Below are 20,451 nucleotides of genomic sequence, written 5' to 3' on the forward strand. Positions count from 1 at the left end.
TTGGCTGGGGCGTGGATGTTTATGCGTCGATGATGAGGCGGCCCGCGCGGGCGCGCGACACGCAGATGTGCATCACCTTGCCCGAGCACTTTTCCGCTTCGCTCAGGCAGTAATCGCGGTGATCGACTGCGCCTTCGATCACGCCCACCTGGCACACGCCGCATTCGCCGCGTTTGCAGTCGTAGAGCGGATCGAGCCCGGCGTCGAGCATGGCGTCGAGGATCGTCTGCGCGGGGGCTACGGTGAGGGTCATGCCGCTCTGGCGCAATTCGACTTCGAATGCGGCGTCGCCGGCGTGGGGCGTGGCGGCTGCGAACAGCTCCGAGCGGATGCGCTCGCGCGGCCAGCCGCGTTCGCTGGCAAGCCCGATGACTGCGTCGATCAGGCCTTGCGGGCCGCAAACATAGATCGGCTGGCCCGGCGTGAGCGTGGCAAACAGGCGCGCGAGGTCGAAGCGGTTAGCTTCGCTGTCTTCATCGTCGCCATAGAGATGCAGGTGCTCGCCGGCGAGCGCGCGCAGTGCGCCGACGAAGGCGAGTTGCGCGATCGAGCGCCCCGTGTAGTGCAGGGTGTAGCGGGCCGCGCGTGCGGCCAGCGTGGCGGCCATCGAGGCGATCGGCGTGATGCCGATGCCGCCCGCGATCAGCACGGCGTCGGCGGTGTCGGCGTCGAGCGCGAAGGCGTTGACGGGCGGCGCGATGCGCAGGGTGTCGCCGGCGAGCACTTGCGTGTGCATCCACAGCGAGCCGCCCGCGCCCGCGTCTTCGCGGCGTACCGCGATCAGGTAGTGATCGGGCGCGTGCTCGCACGCGCTGCAGGTTTCGGATGCGAGATTGATGAGCGAATAAGCGCGCCAGTCGCCACCGCCCACTTGCACGCGGATATGCGCACCGGCAGTGAAGCCGGGCAGTGCTCGGCCATCGGGCGCGCGCAGGCGAAACGCGGTGACGTGCGTCGTAAGCGGCTCGACGGCTTCGACGAGGACGTCGAAGGCATCGATGACGGGCGCGGTGCTCATTGCGAGGCTCCTTGTGCGGCGACGGCGGCGCCGCCTGTTTCGATCAGCGGGATTGACGCGTTGCGACGGCGATTCGAGCGCGCATCTGTGTGAACGTCCGCGAGACCCCCCGCGTAAACCCTTTAGACTCGAAAATATGAAAATTCATGTGTTTTATTGGATAATGAAAAAAACCGGCTGTCAAGGCGGGTGCGCCCGAGGTCGGGGCGGCAGGAAAAACGCGGAGGAGTCGAGGCAAGATGAACACGGACAGGACACGCGAGGCGGCAAGCCGTGCGAGGAGGGGACATGGAATCTGATTTCGGAGGCGCTGCCGTAGTCTGTGGCGTCGAGGTGCCGTATCGCCGCCAGGCGCCGGAGCACACGACCGGCGATTTGCTGGCTCAGGCGTTTGCGCTGGCGCTCGAGCAATCGGGGTTCGGGGCGCGCGAAGTGGACGGGCTTGGCGTGGCGTCGTTCACGCTCGCGCCCGATCATGCGATCGACATGGCCTGGCGGCTGGGCATCAGCCCGCGCTGGTGCATGGACGACTGCCACGGCGGCGCGAGCGCGATCAACATGTTGCAGCACGCGATCCGCGCGGTGCAGCACGGCGACGCCTCGGTGATCGTGCTGCTTTCCGGCGACCGCTTCGAAGCCGCCGATTTCCGGCAACTGGTCGAGCACTACAACCTCACGACGCGCACGTATCTGCGGCCGCTCGAGAACGGCGGGCCGAACAGTCTCTTCTCGATGCTCACGCAACGCCATGCGCGCCGTTACGGGCTGGAGGCGCGCGATTACGGCGCGTTGTGCGTGGCCCAGCGCGAGTGGGCCGCGCTCAATCCGGGCGCGGTGTACCGCGCGCCGCTCACGCTCGACGAGTATCTCGCGGCGCCGCGCGTGGCCGATCCGCTCGGGCGCTTCGATTGCGTGCCCGTGGTGTGCGGGGCGAACGCCGTCGTGGTGGCGCGCGCGGATCTCGTGAAAGCGCAGGCCGAACACGCGCATGCGCCGCTTCATGTACGCGCCTTGCAATGCCGCTACAACCTCGATCATCAGATCGGCGATGGCCTGGAGACGGGTCTTGCCGCGCTCGCCGGCGCGCTCTGGGCACAGGCTGCGGCCACGCCCGCCGACATCGACGTGATTTCGGTCTATGACGACTACCCGGTGATGACGCTGATCCAGCTCGCCGATCTCGGCTACGCGCCCGGCGGCGACCTGCGCGCGCTGATCGCGCGCATTGCGTTGCGCAAGCTGGCGGTGAATACCTCGGGCGGGCAGCTTTCGGCGGGGCAGGCGGGTGCGGCGGGCGGCATGCACGGGCTTGTCGAGGCGATCCGGCAGCTTCAGGGCCTGGCCGGCGCGCGTCAGGTGCATGAGGGGCGGCTCGCGCTCGTGAGCGGCTACGGCATGGTGCAGTATCGCTACGGCATGTGCGCGAATGCCGTCGTGCTCGAAAGGAGGTCGGCATGAGCGAGACGGTTCTGATGATTCCGCGCTGCAACGCGTGCGGCGAGGCGTTGTTTCCGGCGCGCTATCGCTGCCCGTGCTGTGGCGCGGCGGATTGGGCGAGCGAGGCCGCGGGTGGCGGCGTGGTGGAGGAAAGCACGGTGGTGCGCCATCGTGTGGGAGCCCAGGGCGGGAGCGACGTGTACCTCGCCAGCGTGCGCGCCGAGGCCGGCCCTGTGGTGATCGCGCGCAGCGACACGGCGCTGCGCGAGGGCGAAGCGGTGGCGCTCGTCATCGACGAGGCCATGCGGGTGTGGGCGCGAGGGCGCTAACGGCTTATCACAAGCATGGCGCAGGAACGGGGCGGCGCACTGCCTGCGCCGCCATGCGAAAATGGCGGCTTCCCCGGCAGGACGTCAGGCGTCTTGCCGACACCGTTTTGGCAACCGAATTTCGCAACCGAATTTCGCAACGATTGAACCGTATGACCGATCCAGCCGACGAAGCGCCCCCGCAACCCACGGCCTTCGAACTCCTCGGCGGCGAGGCGCGCGTGCGCGAGCTCGTCGACCGTTTTTATGACCTGATGGACCTCGAGCCCGAGTTTGCCGGCATCCGCGCGATGCACCCGCAGACGCTGGATGGCTCGCGCGACAAGCTGTTCTGGTTCCTGTGCGGCTGGCTCGGCGGCCCGGACCACTACATCGAGCGCTTTGGCCATCCGCGCCTGCGCGCGCGACACCTGCCGTTCGCCATCGCCTCGTCCGAGCGCGACCAGTGGCTGCGCTGCATGGCCTGGGCGATGGAGGATGTCGGCCTGGCCGAGGCGCTGCGCGAGCGCCTGCTGCATTCGTTTTTCGATACCGCAGACTGGATGCGCAATCGTCCGGGCTGAGGCGGGCTTCGTGAAGCGATCGACTCGATCGGCCCGGTAAGCGCGCCGGTACAGTCCGGCGGTGGCGCGCGCACAGCCTGTCTTTTGGTCCGCTGCGTGCGTCCCCATAATGCAGGATTCGGCCTTGACGGCAGGAGACAGATCCCCATGACGACACCTCCCACCCGCGCGCTCTTTCGCGAAGACGCCTATCTCACGCAGTGCGACGCCACGGTGATCGCCGTCGGCGACGATGGCGTGCGGCTCGACCAGACCGTGTTCTATCCGCTCGGCGGCGGGCAGGCCGGCGACACGGGCGCGCTCGTGCTTGCGGACGGCACGCGCATCACGATCGCCGACACACGCAAGGCCAAATTCGAAGGCGCGACCCCCGACGACGCGCTGCACGTCCCGGCGCCGGGCCAGGAGGCGCTGCTCGCGCGCCTTGCCGCCGGCGAACGCGTGCGCGCGCAAATCGATTGGGCGCGCCGTCATCGGCATATGCGGCTGCATACGGCGAGCCATCTGATGTGCGCGGTGCTGCCCTATGCGGTGGACGGCTGCAGCATCACGACCGACTATGCGCGCCTGGATTTTGCGACCGTCGAGCCGATCGAGCGCGAGAGTGTCGAGGCGCGTCTCGCCGAACTGGTGGCCGGTGCGCATCCCGTCGCCACCGAATGGATCACCGACGAGCAAATGCAGCAGCGTCCCGAACTCGTGCGCACGATGAGCGTGAAGCCGCCGATGGGGCTCGGGCGCGTGCGCCTGCTGCGCATCGAGAACGTCGACCTCCAGCCCTGCGGTGGCACGCACGTGCGCAATACCGAAGAGATCGGCCGCTTGCGCGTGGCGAAGCTCGAAAAGAAGAGCGCGCGCACACGCCGGCTCGTGCTGGAGCTGGCTGAATGAGGGCCGCGCCCGACCTCGCTCGCACGCACGACGGGCTCGATCCGCGCGCGCGTGAGGTGCTCGACTTCTGGTTCGGCCTGCCGGGTTCGGCGGAATTCGGTCGCGAGCGCAAGATGTGGTTTCACAAGGACGCGGCGTTCGACGCGCGGTTGCGCGAACGCTTCGGTGCGCTGCTCGACGCCGCGTGCGCGGGCGGGCTAGATGCGTGGTGCGCGACGCCCGAGGGCGCGTTGGCGCTGGTGATTCTGCTCGACCAGTTCTCGCGCAACTGCCATCGCGGCACGCCGCGTGCGTTTTCCTCCGACGACAAGGCGCTTGGCATTGCGCGCGCGATGGTGGAGAGTGGCGCCGATCGGCATCTGCCGAGCCTGCAACATCGGGCGTTCGCGTATCTGCCGTTCGAGCATGCCGAATCCGCCGAAGCGCAGCGCGAGTCGTTGCGGCTTTTCGGCGAGCTCACGCACGATCCGCAATGCAAGGGCTATTACGATTACGCGCTGCGCCACGCGGCCGTGATCGAACGCTTCGGGCGGTTCCCGCACCGCAATGCGCAGCTAGGGCGCGCGACTACGAGCGCCGAAGCAGCGTTTCTGCGCGAGCCGGGCTCGTCGTTCTAAACTCGTTGTTCTCACGCGCTGGGCGGATCGCTCAGCGCCCGCCGCTCACGTCGAGCAGGGCGCCCGTCACGTACGACGCCGCGTCGCTCAGGAGCCACACGATCGTTTGCGCCACTTCTTCGGCGCTGCCCGGACGCCCGAGCGGCGTTTGCGCGCCGAGCACGGCCGCGCGCTCGGGCCGGCCGCCGCTCGCATGGATTTCCGTGTCGATGAGGCCGGGGCGCACCGCATTCACGCGCACGCCCTGCGGACCGAGCTCCTTGGCGAGGCCGATCGTCATCGTGTCGATGGCGCCTTTGGATGCCGCATAGTCGACGTACTCGTTGGGCGAACCGAGGCGCGCCGCCGCCGAGGACACATTCACGATCGCGCCGCCGTCGCCGCCGCGATCCTTCGACATGCGCCGCGCCGCTTCGCGCGCGCACAGGAAGGCGCCGTAGACGTTCACGTCGAACATGCGCTTCAGGCGCGCGGCGTCCATGTCGGCGAGCTGCGAGCCGGGCGCGACAATGCCCGCATTGTTCACGAGCGCATCGAGGCGCCCATACGCCGATTCGAGCGTGTCGAACATCGCGACCACGTCCGCCTCGCTGGCGACGTCGCCGCGCAGCACGCGCGCGTGGCCGCCCGCGCGGCCGACCTCGGCCGCGGTTTCCTCAGCGGCCGGTTCGTTGTGCAGATAATTCACGCCCACGGTCCAGCCGTGCGCACCGAGCAGCCGCGCGCATGCGCGGCCAATGCCGCGGCTCGCGCCTGTGATCAGAACGACTTTGCCCATCTGGATGTCACCTCCTGTCGATGGCGTCCATGCGTAGCATGGGGATGCGCGTGCGGCGCGGATCAGCGCGGGCTCAGCCGCCCAAAGCGCCCAAAGCGCCCAAAGCGCCTAAACGCCCCAATGCTCAAACGTTCTCGCGCTGATCGGCCCACTTGTCCTTGGCGGGTGCGTGGTAGTGCCTGAGCTTGCCGATCAGCGCGGCGGGGTCGCTGTCGATCTGCAGCAGCTCGAAATAGGTCTGGCGCATGAAGCCTTCGCGCACGGTGTGATCGAGCAGCGCGATGAGCGGGTCGTAGAAGCGATCGATATTGAGCACGCCCACCGGCTTGTGGTGATAGCCGAGCTGCGCCCACGTGTAAACCTCGAACAGCTCTTCGAGCGTGCCCGCGCCGCCGGGCATGGCGACGAACGCATCGGAGAGATCGGCCATCATCTTCTTGCGCTGATGCATGTCGGGCACGACATGCAGCTCCGTCAAGCCGTTGTGGCCGACTTCCTTGTCGACCAGCAGCTCGGGAATCACGCCGATCGCGCGGCCGCCATGGGCCATCACGGTGTCGGCGATCACGCCCATCAGGCCCACCTTGCCGCCGCCGTAGACGAGCGCGAGATTGGCATCGACGAGCGCGCGCCCGAACGCCTGCGCCGCTTCGTCATAGACCGGTCGGGCTCCCATCGAGGAGCCGCAATATACGCAAACTGCTTTCATGCGCGGAAATCCTTGTTGTCCTTGGTGCCTGCCACGCCTGCCACGCCTGTCGCTCCCGTCGCGCTTTCGCGTGGCGGCAGGTAATCGTAGAACTGCCGCTTGGGCAGCTTGCCCGAGACGAGATCGTCGAAGAGCTGGCGCGCGCGGCCACGCAGATAAGGCGCCATCAGCGAGATGATCTGCACGCTCACCTGGTGCAGCTCGTCCTGGATCGCTTCCTGGTCGTTGTATTTGCGCGGGTTCATCACGAACTGGTAGGAGAGCCAGTAGGTGGCTATCACGCCGATATTGGTCGAGATCACGTCGATCTCGGCGGCCGTGGCGACCATCTCGCCGTCTTCCACGAGTTGCTCGCAGAACTGCTTCGCGAAGTGCACCTTGTGGCTGATGATCTGCTTGAAATGCATCTCCAGCGTGCGATTGCGTGCGAGCAGGTCGTTCAGGTCGCGGTAGAGGAAGCGGTAACGCCACGTGAAATCGACCATGTACTGCAGGTACGCCCACATTTCGTCGATGGTGGCGCGATGGTCGTCCGGAAAGCGCAGACGCTTTTCGATCTCCTGCTCGAACTGGCCGAAGATGCTGTTGATGATGTCGTCTTTGTTGCGGAAGTGGTAGTACAGGTTGCCTGGACTGATCTCCATTTCCTCGGCGATGGTTGTCGTGGTGACGTTGGGCTCGCCGATCTCGTTGAACAGTTTCAACGACAGCTCAAGAATCCGTTCGCGTGTACGGCGGGGAGGTTTTGAATCCATGTCGTCCGGCCTTGGATGTGCGGCGCTGGGCCGGCAACGCTGTCGCAGGTGCGAAGCGTCGCGTGCCCGGTCGCGGGTGGTCGTTTTTTAAGACTGTCGTTCGATTATAAACCGACGATCCCGGCGTCTATCCACCCCTGTCCGGCAGGCGGGGCATGAACGCCGGGAAAGGGGCGTGCAGTGCGGGACGGGTGCGGGGCTCAGCGCGCGCCGAGCCAGTGCAGCAGCGCGGGGCCGAAGCGTGGCACGAGGATCAATCCCCACGCCATCACGCAGGTGAGGAGCGCGACCGTGACCGCCGCGCTGCCGAGATCCTTGGCGCGGCCCGAAAGTTCGTTGCGTTCGAGGCCGATGCGGTCGACGGCGTTTTCGATGCTCGAATTGAGCAGCTCGACGATCAGCACCAGCATCACCGAGCCGAGCAGCAGCACGCGCTCGACCGGCTCGACCGGCACCAGCACGCCGATGGGCACGAGGATCGCCGCGAGCGTGAGCTCCTGGCGAAACGCGCTTTCCTCGCGGATGGCGACGCGAAAACCCTTGATCGAATATTTGAGCGCGTGCCAGGCGCGCATCACGCCGCGGTTGCCCTTATAGGGGTTGAACGGCAGTGGGGCCAACGGATCGTCCGGGCCGAGCGGCTCGTGCAGATGCGCGGGCTCCAGCGGCTCGGTTGGTCCGGGCGGTTCGCGATGCGGCGCGGGGCGTTCGCCCGCGCGCGAAGACGCGAGCGGCGGGGGCGCCTTGGAGGGGGATGAAGGACGTGGGGCCATAACAGGCGAAGTCGATGCCGCAGTATCGCACGCGTCCTCGTCCGCTGCGCGGGGCGCGGCTGTGAGCGTCTGGCCGCCATCGTCGGCGTCGACGGTGGCGCCAGGTGCGGGGCGGATGCGGGTCATCGGCTTCGCTGTGGGCTGCAGGCGGTATTCGAGGCGGCGCTCAGGCCGCCGCGCCCGATTCCTGCATGCGGGCGCTCGAGCGCGGCTTCAGGTGCGAGGCGAACTGCTCCGATGCGGCCGTCCACGAAAAGCGCTCGGCCCACGCGCGCGCCGCGGCGCGATCGATCTTGAGGGCTTCGAGGCAAGCGTCGCGCAGATCCGCGTTCATGGCACCTGCGCCGCCCGTGCCCAGCACGTCGATCGGACCCGTGACCGGGTAGGCGGCCACCGGCGTGCCGCAGGCGAGCGCTTCGAGCAGCACGAGGCCGAAGGTATCGGTGCGGCTCGGGAATACGAACACGTCGGCGGCGGCATAGACCTTTGCGAGCTCGGGCTGGCTCAGCACGCCCAGGTAGTTGGCCAGGGGATAGCGCGACCTGAGCTCGGCGAGCGCCGGGCCTTCGCCGCAGACCCACTTCGAGCCCGGCAGATCGAGCTTGAGGAAGGCTTCGACATTCTTTTCCACGGCCACGCGCCCCACGTAGAGGAAGATCGGGCGCGCCGTGTTGAGCACCTTCGACTCCATCGGCCGGAAGATGTCGAGATCGACGCCGCGCGTCCACAGCACGACGTTCGTGAAGCCGAACTTCTCGAGGTCGGTCTTGACGACGGGCGTGGGCGCCATCACCGCGAGCGAGGGCTTGTGGAACCAGCGCAGGAAGCGGTAGGTCGCTTCGAGCGGAATGCCGAAGCGCGCCTGCACGTACTCGGGAAAGCGCGTGTGATAGGCGGTCGTGAACGGCAGGTCGTGGTCGATGGCGTAGCGGCGCGCGGCCAGCCCGAGCGGGCCTTCGGTGGCGACGTGGATGGCGTCGGGGCCGAACGCGTCGATGCGCTTGCGCAGATGGCGTCCCGGCATCAGCGAGAGCCGGATTTCCGGGTACGTCGGGCACGGCACTGTGCGGAACTCGAGCGGCGTGAGCAATTCGACCTGATGCCCGAGCGCGATGAGTTCGCGCGTGGTGTTCTTCAGCGTCCGTACCACGCCGTTGACTTGCGGCTCCCATGCATCGGTCACGATCATCACTTTCATTGGTCGTCGGCTCTCGGGTTACGTGGGTTGGAATGGCGGGTTGTGGCGGGTGCGGCTTAAGCGTGTTCCAGCGTGGTTCAGGCCGCGCTCACGCGCTGCTTGCGCGCCGCGCGCTGGGCTTCGGGCGACTGCATTACGGTCCAGTAGACGATGCGCAGCTCGCCCTCGAAGGTCTCGACGAGCGCCGAAAGGCTTTCCACCCAGTCGCCGTCGTTGCAATAGAGCACGTCGTCGATCTCGCGGATCTCGGCTTTGTGGATGTGGCCGCAGACCACGCCGTCGCAGCCGCGACGACGCGCTTCGTCGGTCATCACGCTCTCGAACGACGAGATGAAGTTCACCGCGTTCTTGACCTGGTGCTTGAGGTACTGCGAGAGCGACCAGTACTGGAAGCCCATGCGCGCGCGGATGCGGTTGAACCAGCGGTTCAGCACCAGAATCATCGTGTAGGCCGAGTCGCCGAGATAGGCGAGCCATTTGGCGTGCTGGATCACCCCATCGAAGAGATCGCCGTGCACGACCCACAGGCGCTTGCCGGAGAGCGTCGTGTGGAACGCCTCCTCGCGCACGTGGATGTCGCCGAACGCGAGGTTGCAGAACTGGCGCGCGCCTTCGTCGTGATTGCCGGGGATGTAGACCACCTGGGTGCCCTTGCGCGCCTTGCGCAGGATTTTCTGCACGACGTCGTTGTGCGCCTGCGGCCAGTACCAGCCCTTGCGCAGTTGCCAGCCGTCGATGATGTCGCCCACCAGATACAGATACTCCGACTCGTTGTGGCGCAGGAAGTCGAGCAGATAGTTCGCCTGGCAGCCGTTGGTGCCCAGATGAATGTCGGAGAGCCAGATCGTGCGATAGCGGTGCGGGGCGGGGTGATCGTCGTCGTGGGCGGCGGGAGACGGCGCGCCGTTCAGGGGCAAAGGCAGGGGCAGTGCGGGCGCTGCTGCGCCGGGACCGGGGTGGAAGGCGGCGGGGTCGGCGCCCGGCCCGGTGGTCTGCCGGAATAATGAGGTCGCGGACGTCTTCTGGGCCATGGCACACGCGGCAGGTTGCAATACGCGCATTGCGCCATGAAGCCGTGACGTCGACGTGACAGTCACAAGAAGGTCTTGTTACGCAGTCCTTGTGAGAATCCGGAGGCGCGCGCGAAGCCGCGCGGGGGCTGGCGGCGGCATGGTGGCCTGCGCGAACGGCAGCGCAGCCGCGACGTGCCGTGACGGTTCGATGACGGGGCGGAGCGGCGGCGCTGGCGTCTGGGCTTACCTCGGCAGGGCGACGATGCGTGTCCCGGCGATCCTGTCGTGCAGGAACTGGCGTCCGGGCGCGAAGCGCGCGCTCGCGGCCCACAACGCGAACCAGACGGCTTCGAGCACGAGCGTATGCGGTACCGAAAGGTTCAGGAGCGGATGTAGCGCGAGCGGCGGCAAAAACCACAGCCACGCAGCGAAGTAGCGAAGGGTGGCGCGGGCGAGCGAGGGCGGGGCGCCGTCGGGGCCGACTACGCGCAGGCGCCAGGTCTTCATCGGCAGCGTTTGCCCGCCGCGATGCCACAAGCCGACGAAATAGACCGCCGCCACGAAGGCGATCCACGCGGCCATCAGCCGATGATGGGTGTAGCCGTTGCGCTGTTGCAAAACGAGGCTGAACGCGAGTCCGGCGGCGAAGATCACGCCAAATAGCAGCACAGCTTCGTAGACGAGCGCGGCGAGCCTTCGCCGCACGGTAACGGGTGGCAAGGGTGAGGGCGGCTGTGCGTCAGGCGTTGCTGCGTATGCGGATGCCGAGCGTTGCGCAACGCTTGCGGCGGGCACGGTGGCGGAGACGGGTTCGGTCACGGCGGCGTCGCGATGCAGATATGGGACGGGACACCGTGAGGATAAACGCTAAGCGCTGCGGTGAGTAACGCGGGAAAACGCGCTGGCGCCCGCGAAGGGCGACGCACGGAGCGTACAAGCGCGCGCTCAGGATCCCTTGAATGCCGCAGGCGCCTCGGCGGGCGATACCGGTATGGGAATGGCCGGCACGAAGCTGCCCGCCGCGGGGATGCTGGCTGCGAGCGCGGCAGCGGGCGGCGTCGGGAGTTGCCCGGAGGTACCCGGCTGACCAGGCTGCGCCGGCGAGGACGCGCCTCGCGCCCCGGAGGCGCCGGACGCCGTGCGCGCCCGCACGCCGTGCTCGCGCTCGTTCACGAGCCGTCCGATGTCGCGAATCTCGCTCTTGTTGCCGCTCGGCGGCGCGCTGACCACGGTGCGGCGCTTGCGCTCGCTGGCGGCGAGGTGCTCTTTCTGCTCTTCGGGAAGCTGCTGATAGGCCTTCCACGCACGCTGGCGCGCCTGTGCGGTCAGTTCCTTGGACACCTGATAGTTCTCGCGCGCCACGCGGCGCTGCTCAGGCGTCATGCGCACCCATTCGGTCATGCGTTCCTGGAGGCGCTTTTGCGCTTCTGGCGACATCTTCGGGTAACGTGTGGCGATTCTCAGCCACTTGCGCTTGCGCGCGTCGCTGAACGTGTCCCATTCGCCGGCAAAGGGCGCGAGCGCCGCGCGCTGGGCGTCCGTGAGGCGCGCCCAGGACAGCGGGCCGGCGTTTTCGGGCAGCACAGGCGCGGCAGCCGGTGCCCCGACGCTGGAAGCCTGGGATTGCACCGGCGCCGCGGCAACGGGCCCGGCGGCCGGCGCGGGATGAAAGCGCGGATACGTCGCCACATACGATACGAGCGCCGCGACTACGGTTCCAATGACAACGGCCAAGCCGCGCTTGTAACTCACCCCGTGAATCCCCCGCTTCAGTGCGCGCGCGACAGATACGCGTTGAACCCGTGGTCGAGGTAGGCCGTGAGCGGTAGATCGTCGCTCAGCATGGCCGCGTCGATATCGGCGAGTTCCGCGGTACGTTGTTGGTCTTCGAAGTACGCAATGGCGAACAGCCCCGCCACCAGTGCCGCGAGCGGCCAGGCGAGTGCGAAGCGCGCGAGCGCGGAACGCCGGCGGGGCGGTTTGAGGCCGCCTTGCGCGGCGCCGGGAAGCGTGCCGGCGCCCGCGGCCGCCAACGACGGCGCGCGCACGAACACCGGTTGCTCGGCTTTCTTGCGGCTCAGCGCGACCTTGCGGGCAGCAGCGAGACGGGCGGTAGTGGCAGCGGGCAGGCCTGCGGCGCTTTCGTCGAGCGCGCGGCGCATTGCCTGCACGAATTCTGTTTCTTTATTGTCAAGGGCGGAGCTCATAGCGTGATTCCTTTGGCCTTGAGCGCTTGAGCCAGCGTGTGGGTGGCCCGCGAACAGTGCGTTTTCACGCTCCCTTCGGAACAGCCCATGGCGGCGGCGGTTTCGGCGACATCCATATCTTCCCAGTAACGCATCAGAAACGCTTCTCGTTGACGTGCCGGTAATTTCTGGACCTCTTCGTCGATCAGGTTGAGCACCTGCGCGCGCTCGATCTGCTGCTCGCTGCTTTCCGCGCCTGCCGAACCCGACTCGGCCTCGAAGGTTTCGAGGATGTCGAATTCCTCATCCTCGGCATTGCCGAGCGAGGAGAAGAGACTTACCCAGGTATTGCGCACCTTCTGCCGACGGAAATGGTCGTGCATGGTGTTCTGCAAGATGCGCTGGAACAGCAGGGGCAGTTCGGCGGCGGGGCGGTCTCCGTACTTTTCCGCGAGCTTGATCATCGCGTCCTGCACGATATCGAGCGAGGCGTCGTCGTCGCGCACGGCGTAGACCGTCTGCTTGAACGCGCGTCTTTCGACGCCCGCCAGGAAGTCGGCGAGTTCCTTGTCTGATGCCATCCGTTGCAGGGCGCCGCCACCAGCGTACGCGTAATCGTTCGAAAAATGTCGTAAAACTCGCGGATGCTAGCAAATTTTCAGGCCGTTCGGGTAGCCCATGGCCGGTCCGCTGCGTCAAGTCACCATGACGGATGCCGTGCGGGCACTACTCGCACCCGGCGCGGCGGGGCCCGCTGTGCATCGGCCCGCGAGCGGGTTGGGCCTGCGCGCAACATTTATGCCCGAAACGCGCGAAAGTTCCAGGAATTGCTTGACCAAACAATGAGTAAACGATATCGTCGATGGTTCGCAACATAAGTGACTTGTCTCAATTCAGGTGTGGCCCATGAGGCTCATCTGTCAACTGGACGCGCCGCTTGAACCCGAGCCACAAGCCCGGCAGAGAGCACCCGATCAAATTTTTGCCGAAATTTCGAAAGGTGAATGATGAATATGCCCAGCGCGGAATTCTCCACGTCGGTCCCCCCCTCGCAAGAATCTGACTCCCAAGCTCATACGTCCATCGGCGGAACCGTGCTGATGAAGGCGCTCGCCGACGAGCAGGTCGAATTCATTTGGGGCTACCCCGGCGGCTCGGTACTTTACATTTACGACGAGCTGTACAAGCAGGACAAGATCCAGCACGTTCTCGTGCGCCACGAACAGGCAGCCGTGCATGCGGCCGACGCCTACGCGCGTTCGACCGGCAAGGTCGGCGTGTGTCTCGTGACCTCGGGGCCTGGCGTCACCAATGCGGTGACGGGCATCGCGACCGCCTATATGGACTCGATCCCGATGGTGATCATCAGCGGCCAGGTGCCTACCGCCGCGATTGGTCAGGACGCCTTCCAGGAGTGCGACACGGTCGGCATCACGCGTCCCTGCGTGAAGCACAACTTCCTCGTGAAGGACGTGCGCGATCTCGCCGCTACCGTCAAGAAAGCTTTCTACATTGCGCGCACCGGCCGTCCCGGCCCCGTGCTGATCGACATCCCGAAGGACGTGTCGAAGACGCCGTGCACGTATGAACCGATTAAAAACGTCGCGCTGCGTTCGTACAACCCGGTCACCAAGGGCCATTCGGGGCAGATCCGCAAGGCGGTCTCGCTGCTCCTCTCGGCCAAGCGTCCGTATATCTACACCGGCGGCGGCATCATCCTCGCGGATGCGTCGCGCGAACTGAACCAGTTCGCCGACCTGCTCGGCTACCCGGTCACGAACACGCTGATGGGTCTGGGCGGCTACCGCGCGAGCGACCGCAAGTTCCTCGGCATGCTCGGCATGCACGGCACCTACGAAGCCAACATGGCGATGCAGCACTGCGACGTGCTGATCGCGATCGGCGCTCGCTTCGACGACCGCGTGATCGGCGACCCGCATCACTTTGCTTCGCGTCCGCGCAAGATCATTCATATCGACATCGACCCGTCGTCGATCTCGAAGCGCGTGAAGGTCGATATCCCTATCGTCGGCGACGTGAAGGAAGTGCTCAAGGAGCTCATCGAGCAGCTTCAGCACGCCGAGCACGGCCCCGATACGGCGGCCCTCGCCGATTGGTGGAAGGACATCGAAGGCTGGCGCGAGAAGAACTGCCTGAAATTCGACCGCTCGAGCGACATCATCAAGCCGCAGTACGTGGTGGAAAAGGCGTGGGAGCTCACGGGCGGCAACGCGTTCGTGTGTTCGGACGTGGGCCAGCACCAGATGTGGGCGGCGCAGTTCTATCGCTTCAACGAGCCGCGCCGCTGGATCAACTCGGGTGGCCTAGGCACCATGGGCTTCGGCCTGCCGGCGGCGATGGGCGTGAAGATGGCGCATCCCGACTCCGACGTGCTGTGCATCACGGGCGAAGGCTCGATCCAGATGTGCATTCAGGAGCTGTCGACCTGCAAGCAGTACGACACGCCCGTGAAGATCATTTCGCTGAACAACCGCTACCTCGGCATGGTTCGCCAGTGGCAGCAGATCGAATACAGCAAGCGCTATTCGCATTCGTACATGGATGCGCTGCCTGACTTCGTGAAGCTCGCCGAAGCGTATGGCCACGTCGGCATGCGGATCGAAAAGACGGCTGATGTGGAGCCGGCGCTCAAGGAAGCGCTGCGCCTGAAGGACCGCACGGTGTTCCTCGATTTCCAGACCGACCCTTCCGAAAACGTCTGGCCGATGGTACAGGCCGGCAAGGGCATCACCGAGATGCTGCTCGGCTCGGAAGACCTCTAACGGTATTTGCACGGCGCCGCACCAACCTCGCGCGGCGCGCGTCCACACAACGGGCGTGCGGGTTCGCGGGGAAGGGCGGCAGCCTCGTCAAACTGGATAATTCGCGGATCACATCATGAGACACATCATTTCCGTTTTGCTGGAAAACGAGCCGGGCGCGCTCTCGCGCGTGGTCGGCCTCTTCTCCGCACGCGGCTACAACATTGAAACCTTGACGGTGGCGCCGACCGAAGACCGTTCGCTGTCGCGCATGACCATCGTTTCCATTGGCTCGGACGACGTGATCGAACAGATCACGAAGCATCTGAACCGCCTGATTGAGGTGGTGAAAGTGGTCGACCTGACCGAGGGCGCCCACATCGAGCGCGAGCTGATGCTGATCAAGGTCAGGGCGGTCGGCAAGGAACGCGAGGAGATGAAGCGGATGGCGGACATTTTCCGCGGCCGTATCATCGACGTCACCGAAAAGACTTATACGATCGAACTGACGGGTGCGAGCGACAAGCTCGACGCGTTCATCGAAGCGATCGACGCCGCTGCGATTCTCGAAACCGTTCGTACGGGCGGCTCGGGCATCGGGCGCGGAGAGCGCATTCTGAAGGTGTGACCCCCGATCTTTTTTTGCGGGTTTGTCGGATCATGCACCGCAACTCGACCGGGTGCCGAGCGCAAGAGCGACGCATCCGGTGCAGCGCAAGCTGATAGCAATACCGAAATTCATCAAGTATCTCGCCAAGGAACCAACATGAAAGTTTTCTACGACAAGGACGCCGATCTCTCCCTCATCAAGGGCAAGCAGGTCACGATCATCGGTTACGGCTCGCAAGGCCACGCCCACGCGCTGAACCTGAAGGAAAGCGGCGTGAACGTCACGGTCGGTCTGCGCAAGAACGGCGCATCGTGGAGCAAGGCTGAGAACGCCGGCCTGCAGGTCAAGGAAGTGGCCGAAGCGGTGAAGAGCGCCGACGTCGTCATGATGCTGCTGCCCGACGAGCAGATCGCCGACGTCTACGCGAAGGAAGTTCACGCGAACATCAAGAACGGCGCAGCGCTCGCGTTCGCTCACGGCTTCAACGTGCACTACGGCCAGGTGATCCCGCGCGCGGATCTGGACGTCATCATGATCGCGCCGAAGGCGCCGGGCCACACGGTTCGCGGCACCTACTCGCAAGGCGGCGGCGTGCCCCACCTGATCGCTGTCCACCAGGACAAGTCGGGCGCGGCGCGTGACATCGCCCTGTCGTACGCGGCAGCGAACGGCGGCGGTCGTGCCGGCATCATCGAAACGAACTTCCGCGAAGAAACCGAAACCGACCTGTTCGGCGAGCAGGCCGTGCTGTGCGGCGGTACGGTCGAGCTGATCAAGGCTGGCTTCGAAACGCTGGTGGAAGCCGGCTACGCGCCGGAAATGGCGTACTTCGAGTGCCTGCACGAACTGAAGCTGATCGTCGACCTGATCTACGAAGGCGGCATCGCGAACATGAACTACTCGATCTCGAACAACGCCGAGTACGGCGAGTACGTGACCGGCCCGCGCGTCGTCACGGAAGAGACGAAGAAGGTCATGAAGGACGTCCTGAAGGACATCCAGACCGGCGAGTACGCGAAGAGCTTCATTCTCGAGAACAAGGCCGGCGCGCCGACGCTGCAGTCGCGCCGCCGCCTCGGCGCCGAGCACCAGATCGAAGTGGTCGGTGCCAAGCTGCGCGCGATGATGCCGTGGATCGCCGCGAACAAGCTCGTCGACCAGTCGAAGAACTGATCTGACGGAGCCGTTCTGGTCGTGCGTGCGGATTTGCCGCATTGCACGACGCCCGGTATCAAAGAAAGCCGCCCAGGTGGGATGAACCCTGGGCGGCTTTTGTTATGCTACGGTTTTTAAAATAACAGCGAAGCCACCATGAATTACCCTCATCCGATCATCGCGCGCGAAGGCTGGCCGTTCATCGCCATTGCGGCCGTCGTTGCGCTCCTGATCCATGCGGTCGCAGGCTTCGGTCTCGCATGGCCGTTCTGGCTGATCCTGATCTTCGTCGTCCAGTTCTTCCGCGATCCGCCGCGCCCGATCCCCACCCAGGCCAATGCCGTGCTGTGCCCGGCCGACGGCCGCATCGTTGCGGTCGAAACCGCACACGACCCGTACGCCAACCGTGAAGCGCTCAAGATCAGCGTGTTCATGAATGTGTTCAACGTGCACTCGCAGCGCTCGCCCGTGGACGGCGCCGTCGCGAAGGTCGAGTACTTCCCGGGTGCGTACCTGAACGCCGCCATCGACAAGGCCTCGACCGAAAATGAGCGCAACGCAGTCGTCCTGACGATGGCCGACGGCACGACCGTCACCTCGGTGCAGATCGCCGGCCTCATCGCGCGCCGCATTCTCTGCTACGTGCGCGCCGGCGAACCGCTCTCGCGCGGCCAGCGCTACGGCTTCATCCGCTTCGGCTCGCGCGTGGACGTGTATTTGCCGGTTGGCAGCCGCCCGCACGTGTCGATCGGCGAAAAGGTGTCCGCTTCGTCGACGATCCTCGCCGAACTGCCGACGCAATCGGCATAAGGAGGGCAGCGATGGCCGGATTTAAACCGCGTCGACCCCGCAATCCCGCTGGCGCGCCGCTGCCGCGCCCGTTTCGGCGCAACAAGGCGGTGGTTCAGGATCCCGTGGGCCTTGCCGCGAGCCGTCGTGCCGCGCGCCAGGACTTCCTGAAAAAGCGCGGCATCTACTTGCTGCCCAATGCGTTCACCACCGCGGCGCTGTTTTGCGGCTTCTTCGCGGTCGTGCAGGCCATGAACGTGCGCTTCGAGGTGGCGGCCATCGCCATTTTCGTGGCGATGGTGCTCGACGGCATGGATGGGCGTGTCGCGCGCATGACGCACTCGCAGAGCGCGTTTGGCGAGCAGTTCGACAGCCTTTCGGACATGGTTTCGTTCGGCGTCGCGCCCGCGCTCGTGATGTACGAGTGGGTGCTCAAGGATCTCGGGCGCTGGGGCTGGCTCGCGGCATTTGTCTACTGCTCGGGCGCCGCACTGCGTCTTGCGCGCTTCAACACCAATATCGCCGTGGTGGACAAGCGCTTCTTCCAGGGCATGCCGAGCCCGGCGGCAGCGGCGCTGATCGCGGGCTTCGTCTGGCTCGCCACCGACAACCGCGTGCCGGTGAAGCTTTCGTGGCTGCCCTGGACCGCTTTCGCGCTGACGATCTATGCGGGCGTGACGATGGTTTCGAACGCCCCGTTCTATAGCGGCAAAGCGCTCGATGTAAGGCATCGCGTCCCATTCGCGGCCACGCTGCTCGTGGTGGTGGCGTTCGTGCTCGTGTCGTCCGATCCGCCATTGATGCTGTTCGGCCTCTTCGTGCTCTACGGACTTTCGGGCTATGTGTTCTGGGCCTGGCAGGGCGTGCGCGGGCGTACAAACCCGGCGCGTTCTTTGCCGCGCGAGCGGTAGGGCGCCTGACTCCAGGCAAGCCTTGGGCAAACGTATGAAGGGCCGCGCACGAGCGCGGCCCTTTTAATTCCGCTTCCCGGAACCGTGGGCCCTTGCCAATTGCGCTATCGGTGGAATCCGGCTATAGTCGCCGACATGGACACCATCCTGTTCCCCTTCTTCTCCCTTCAAGCCGGCGCGCGACTAAGCACGCTAGCGCTAGCGCGCCTGCCGCGCTGATCTCGCTCGCCCTCCGTAAGCCTCGTTCATTGTCAGCGTCGCCCACGGTGGCGCGAACACCCAAAATCCGTTTTTAGACACTGAACAAGTCCCCCTGGAGACCCGAAATGGCAGCAGACAAGCTCATCATTTTCGATACGACGTTGCGTGATGGCGAGCAATCGCCCGGTGCGTCGATGACGAAAGAAGAGAAGATCCGCATCGCGAAGCAACTCGAGCGCATGAAGATCGACGTCATCGAAGCGGGCTTTGCGGCCAGCTCGAACGGCGACTTCGACGCGATCCACACGATCGCCGGCATGATCAAGGACAGCACCATCTGCTCGCTCGCCCGCGCGAACGACAAGGATATCCAGCGCGCCGCCGACGCGCTCAAGCCCGCCGATCACTTCCGGATCCACACGTTCATCGCCACCTCCGCGCTGCACATGGAGAAGAAGCTGCGCATGTCTCCCGAGCAGGTGCTCGAACAGGCGAAGCTGGCCGTGCGCTTCGCGCGAAAGTTCACGAACGACGTGGAATTCTCGCCCGAAGATGGCAGCCGCTCGGACATGGACTTCCTGTGCCGCGTGATCGAATCGGTGATCGCCGAAGGCGCGACCACGATCAATATCGCCGATACAGTGGGCTACGGCATTCCGGAGCTTTACGGCAACCTCGTCAAGACGCTGCGCGAGCGCATTCCGAATTCGGACAAGGCGGTGTTCTCGGTGCATTGCCACAACGACCTCGGCATGGCCGTCGCCAACTCGCTCGCCGGCGTGCAGATTGGCGGCGCGCGTCAGGTGGAGTGCACCATCAACGGTCTGGGCGAGCGCGCGGGCAACACCTCGCTCGAAGAAATCGTCATGGCGGTAAAGACCCGCAAGGACTACTTCGGCCTCGAGCTCGGCCTCGACACCACGCAGATCGTGCCGGCCTCGAAGCTCGTTTCGCAGATCACCGGCTTCGTGGTGCAGCCGAACAAGGCCGTGGTGGGCGCGAACGCGTTCGCGCATGCGTCGGGCATCCATCAGGACGGCGTGCTCAAGGCGCGCGACACGTACGAAATCATGCGCGCGGAAGATGTGGGCTGGACCGCGAACAAGATCGTGCTCGGCAAGCTGTCGGGCCGCAACGCGTTCAAGCAGCGCCTGCAGGAACTCGGCATTGCGCTCGAAAGCGAAGCTGAGCTCAACAGCGCGTTCGCGCGCTTCAAGGAACTGGCCGACCGCAAGGCCGAAATCTTCGACGAAGACATCATCGCGATCGTGACCGAGGAGTCGGCGGAAGCGCAGGAGAAGGAGCACTTCAAGTTCATTTCCCTCGCGCAGCACTCGGAGACGGGCGAGCGCCCGCACGCTCGCGTGGTGTTCTCGGCGGACGGCAAGGAAGTGACCGGCGAAGCCGCGGGCAATGGCCCGGTGGACGCCACGCTCAACGCCATCGAAACCGAAGTGGGCAGCGGCTCGGAACTGCTGCTGTACTCGGTCAACGCAATTACGACGGGCACCCAGGCGCAGGGCGAAGTGACCGTGCGCCTCTCGAAGGCAGGCCGCATCGTCAACGGCGTGGGAACCGATCCGGATATCGTTGCCGCCTCGGCGAAGGCTTATATTTCGGCGCTGAACAAGCTTTATTCGGGCGACAAGCTCAATCCGCAGCGTTCATAGGCGGTGCCAGCGCGGCGGGGGCGATTTGCCCTGCCTGCGCCGCGCCGCCCAAATAACAAGCCCCCGTGCTCGTGTGAGCGCGGGGG

22 protein-coding genes are annotated in these 20,451 nt (G+C 65.5%); 11 read left to right on the top strand and 11 right to left on the bottom strand.

Features of this window, described 5'->3' with window-relative positions; genetic code table 11:
* Positions 1 to 19: 19 nt before the first annotated feature.
* Positions 20 to 1,018, bottom strand: a complete 999-nt coding sequence (locus P5W99_RS05125; RefSeq protein ID WP_421079210.1) for a PDR/VanB family oxidoreductase — start codon at positions 1,016 to 1,018, stop codon at positions 20 to 22.
* Positions 1,019 to 1,306: 288 nt separating this feature from the next.
* Here P5W99_RS05125 and P5W99_RS05130 point away from each other — a divergent pair, with 288 nt between their 5' ends.
* From P5W99_RS05130 to P5W99_RS05150, 5 genes are all read left to right on the top strand, one after another.
* Positions 1,307 to 2,476 (top strand): thiolase family protein, encoded by a 1,170-nt coding sequence (locus P5W99_RS05130; protein WP_421079211.1) that lies wholly within the window; start codon positions 1,307 to 1,309, stop codon positions 2,474 to 2,476.
* Positions 2,473 to 2,784: a Zn-ribbon domain-containing OB-fold protein gene (locus tag P5W99_RS05135; protein WP_421079212.1), complete on the top strand. Its 312-nt coding sequence runs from the start codon at positions 2,473 to 2,475 to the stop codon at positions 2,782 to 2,784. Before P5W99_RS05130 ends, P5W99_RS05135 begins: the two co-directional genes overlap by 4 nt.
* 152 nt (positions 2,785 to 2,936) lie before the next feature.
* A complete protein-coding gene (locus tag P5W99_RS05140; protein ID WP_421079213.1) occupies positions 2,937 to 3,347 on the top strand; it encodes a group II truncated hemoglobin in 411 nt (136 codons plus the stop codon).
* A 147-nt stretch (positions 3,348 to 3,494) separates the two neighbouring features.
* Positions 3,495 to 4,238, top strand: a complete 744-nt coding sequence (locus P5W99_RS05145; RefSeq protein ID WP_421023538.1) for an alanyl-tRNA editing protein — start codon at positions 3,495 to 3,497, stop codon at positions 4,236 to 4,238.
* Positions 4,235 to 4,855 carry a DUF924 family protein gene (locus P5W99_RS05150; protein ID WP_421079214.1) on the top strand — a complete coding sequence of 207 codons (621 nt, stop codon included), beginning with the start codon at positions 4,235 to 4,237 and terminating at the stop codon, positions 4,853 to 4,855. Before P5W99_RS05145 ends, P5W99_RS05150 begins: the two co-directional genes overlap by 4 nt.
* A gap of 31 nt (positions 4,856 to 4,886) precedes the next feature.
* Here the strand turns inward: P5W99_RS05150 and P5W99_RS05155 are convergent, their stop codons facing one another.
* From P5W99_RS05155 to P5W99_RS05200, 10 genes are all read right to left on the bottom strand, one after another.
* A complete protein-coding gene (locus P5W99_RS05155; protein ID WP_421023540.1) occupies positions 4,887 to 5,633 on the bottom strand; it encodes an SDR family oxidoreductase in 747 nt (248 codons plus the stop codon).
* Between the two features lie 124 nt (positions 5,634 to 5,757).
* The gene (locus P5W99_RS05160; RefSeq protein WP_421023541.1) at positions 5,758 to 6,342 is read right to left on the bottom strand and encodes a TIGR00730 family Rossman fold protein; all 585 of its coding nucleotides are present in this window, start codon (positions 6,340 to 6,342) and stop codon (positions 5,758 to 5,760) included.
* The gene (locus P5W99_RS05165; RefSeq protein ID WP_421079215.1) at positions 6,339 to 7,097 is read right to left on the bottom strand and encodes a TetR/AcrR family transcriptional regulator; all 759 of its coding nucleotides are present in this window, start codon (positions 7,095 to 7,097) and stop codon (positions 6,339 to 6,341) included. Before P5W99_RS05165 ends, P5W99_RS05160 begins: the two co-directional genes overlap by 4 nt.
* Positions 7,098 to 7,297: 200 nt before the next feature.
* Positions 7,298 to 7,870, bottom strand: a complete 573-nt coding sequence (locus tag P5W99_RS05170; protein ID WP_421079575.1) for a diacylglycerol kinase — start codon at positions 7,868 to 7,870, stop codon at positions 7,298 to 7,300.
* 166 nt (positions 7,871 to 8,036) lie between these two features.
* Positions 8,037 to 9,068, bottom strand: a complete 1,032-nt coding sequence (locus P5W99_RS05175; protein WP_434662125.1) for a glycosyltransferase family 4 protein — start codon at positions 9,066 to 9,068, stop codon at positions 8,037 to 8,039.
* A gap of 77 nt (positions 9,069 to 9,145) precedes the next feature.
* Complete coding sequence (locus P5W99_RS05180; RefSeq protein ID WP_434662127.1) at positions 9,146 to 10,099, bottom strand: UDP-2,3-diacylglucosamine diphosphatase; 954 nt, start codon at positions 10,097 to 10,099, stop codon at positions 9,146 to 9,148.
* Between the two features lie 225 nt (positions 10,100 to 10,324).
* A complete protein-coding gene (locus P5W99_RS05185) occupies positions 10,325 to 10,876 on the bottom strand; it encodes an RDD family protein (protein ID WP_434662450.1) in 552 nt (183 codons plus the stop codon).
* Positions 10,877 to 11,026: 150 nt separating this feature from the next.
* The gene (locus tag P5W99_RS05190; protein WP_434662129.1) at positions 11,027 to 11,833 is read right to left on the bottom strand and encodes a DUF3106 domain-containing protein; all 807 of its coding nucleotides are present in this window, start codon (positions 11,831 to 11,833) and stop codon (positions 11,027 to 11,029) included.
* Between the two features lie 17 nt (positions 11,834 to 11,850).
* Positions 11,851 to 12,288, bottom strand: a complete 438-nt coding sequence (locus tag P5W99_RS05195; protein ID WP_434662130.1) for a DUF3619 family protein — start codon at positions 12,286 to 12,288, stop codon at positions 11,851 to 11,853.
* Positions 12,285 to 12,848: an RNA polymerase sigma factor gene (locus P5W99_RS05200; protein WP_421079219.1), complete on the bottom strand. Its 564-nt coding sequence runs from the start codon at positions 12,846 to 12,848 to the stop codon at positions 12,285 to 12,287. Before P5W99_RS05200 ends, P5W99_RS05195 begins: the two co-directional genes overlap by 4 nt.
* 426 nt (positions 12,849 to 13,274) lie before the next feature.
* On the opposite strand from P5W99_RS05200, the gene P5W99_RS05205 reads away from it, so the two are divergent.
* From P5W99_RS05205 to P5W99_RS05230, 6 genes are all read left to right on the top strand, one after another.
* Positions 13,275 to 15,050 (top strand): acetolactate synthase 3 catalytic subunit, encoded by a 1,776-nt coding sequence (locus tag P5W99_RS05205; RefSeq protein ID WP_421079576.1) that lies wholly within the window; start codon positions 13,275 to 13,277, stop codon positions 15,048 to 15,050.
* Positions 15,051 to 15,165: 115 nt separating this feature from the next.
* Positions 15,166 to 15,657 (top strand): acetolactate synthase small subunit, encoded by a 492-nt coding sequence (gene ilvN, locus P5W99_RS05210; RefSeq protein WP_028226244.1) that lies wholly within the window; start codon positions 15,166 to 15,168, stop codon positions 15,655 to 15,657.
* 138 nt (positions 15,658 to 15,795) lie between these two features.
* Positions 15,796 to 16,812, top strand: coding sequence for a ketol-acid reductoisomerase (ilvC, locus tag P5W99_RS05215; protein ID WP_129561589.1), 1,017 nt, complete (start codon positions 15,796 to 15,798; stop codon positions 16,810 to 16,812).
* Positions 16,813 to 16,950: 138 nt separating this feature from the next.
* The gene (locus tag P5W99_RS05220) at positions 16,951 to 17,604 is read left to right on the top strand and encodes a phosphatidylserine decarboxylase (RefSeq protein ID WP_434662132.1); all 654 of its coding nucleotides are present in this window, start codon (positions 16,951 to 16,953) and stop codon (positions 17,602 to 17,604) included.
* An 11-nt stretch (positions 17,605 to 17,615) separates the two neighbouring features.
* A complete protein-coding gene (pssA, locus tag P5W99_RS05225) occupies positions 17,616 to 18,494 on the top strand; it encodes a CDP-diacylglycerol--serine O-phosphatidyltransferase (protein ID WP_421023549.1) in 879 nt (292 codons plus the stop codon).
* 326 nt (positions 18,495 to 18,820) lie between these two features.
* On the top strand, positions 18,821 to 20,365 hold the full coding sequence (locus P5W99_RS05230) for a 2-isopropylmalate synthase (protein WP_434662134.1): 1,545 nt from the start codon (positions 18,821 to 18,823) through the stop codon (positions 20,363 to 20,365).
* Positions 20,366 to 20,451: the final 86 nt, after the last annotated feature.

Origin of the sequence: Paraburkholderia sp. A3BS-1L, from assembly GCF_051125215.1 — a bacterium.
Taxonomy (GTDB): domain Bacteria; phylum Pseudomonadota; class Gammaproteobacteria; order Burkholderiales; family Burkholderiaceae; genus Paraburkholderia.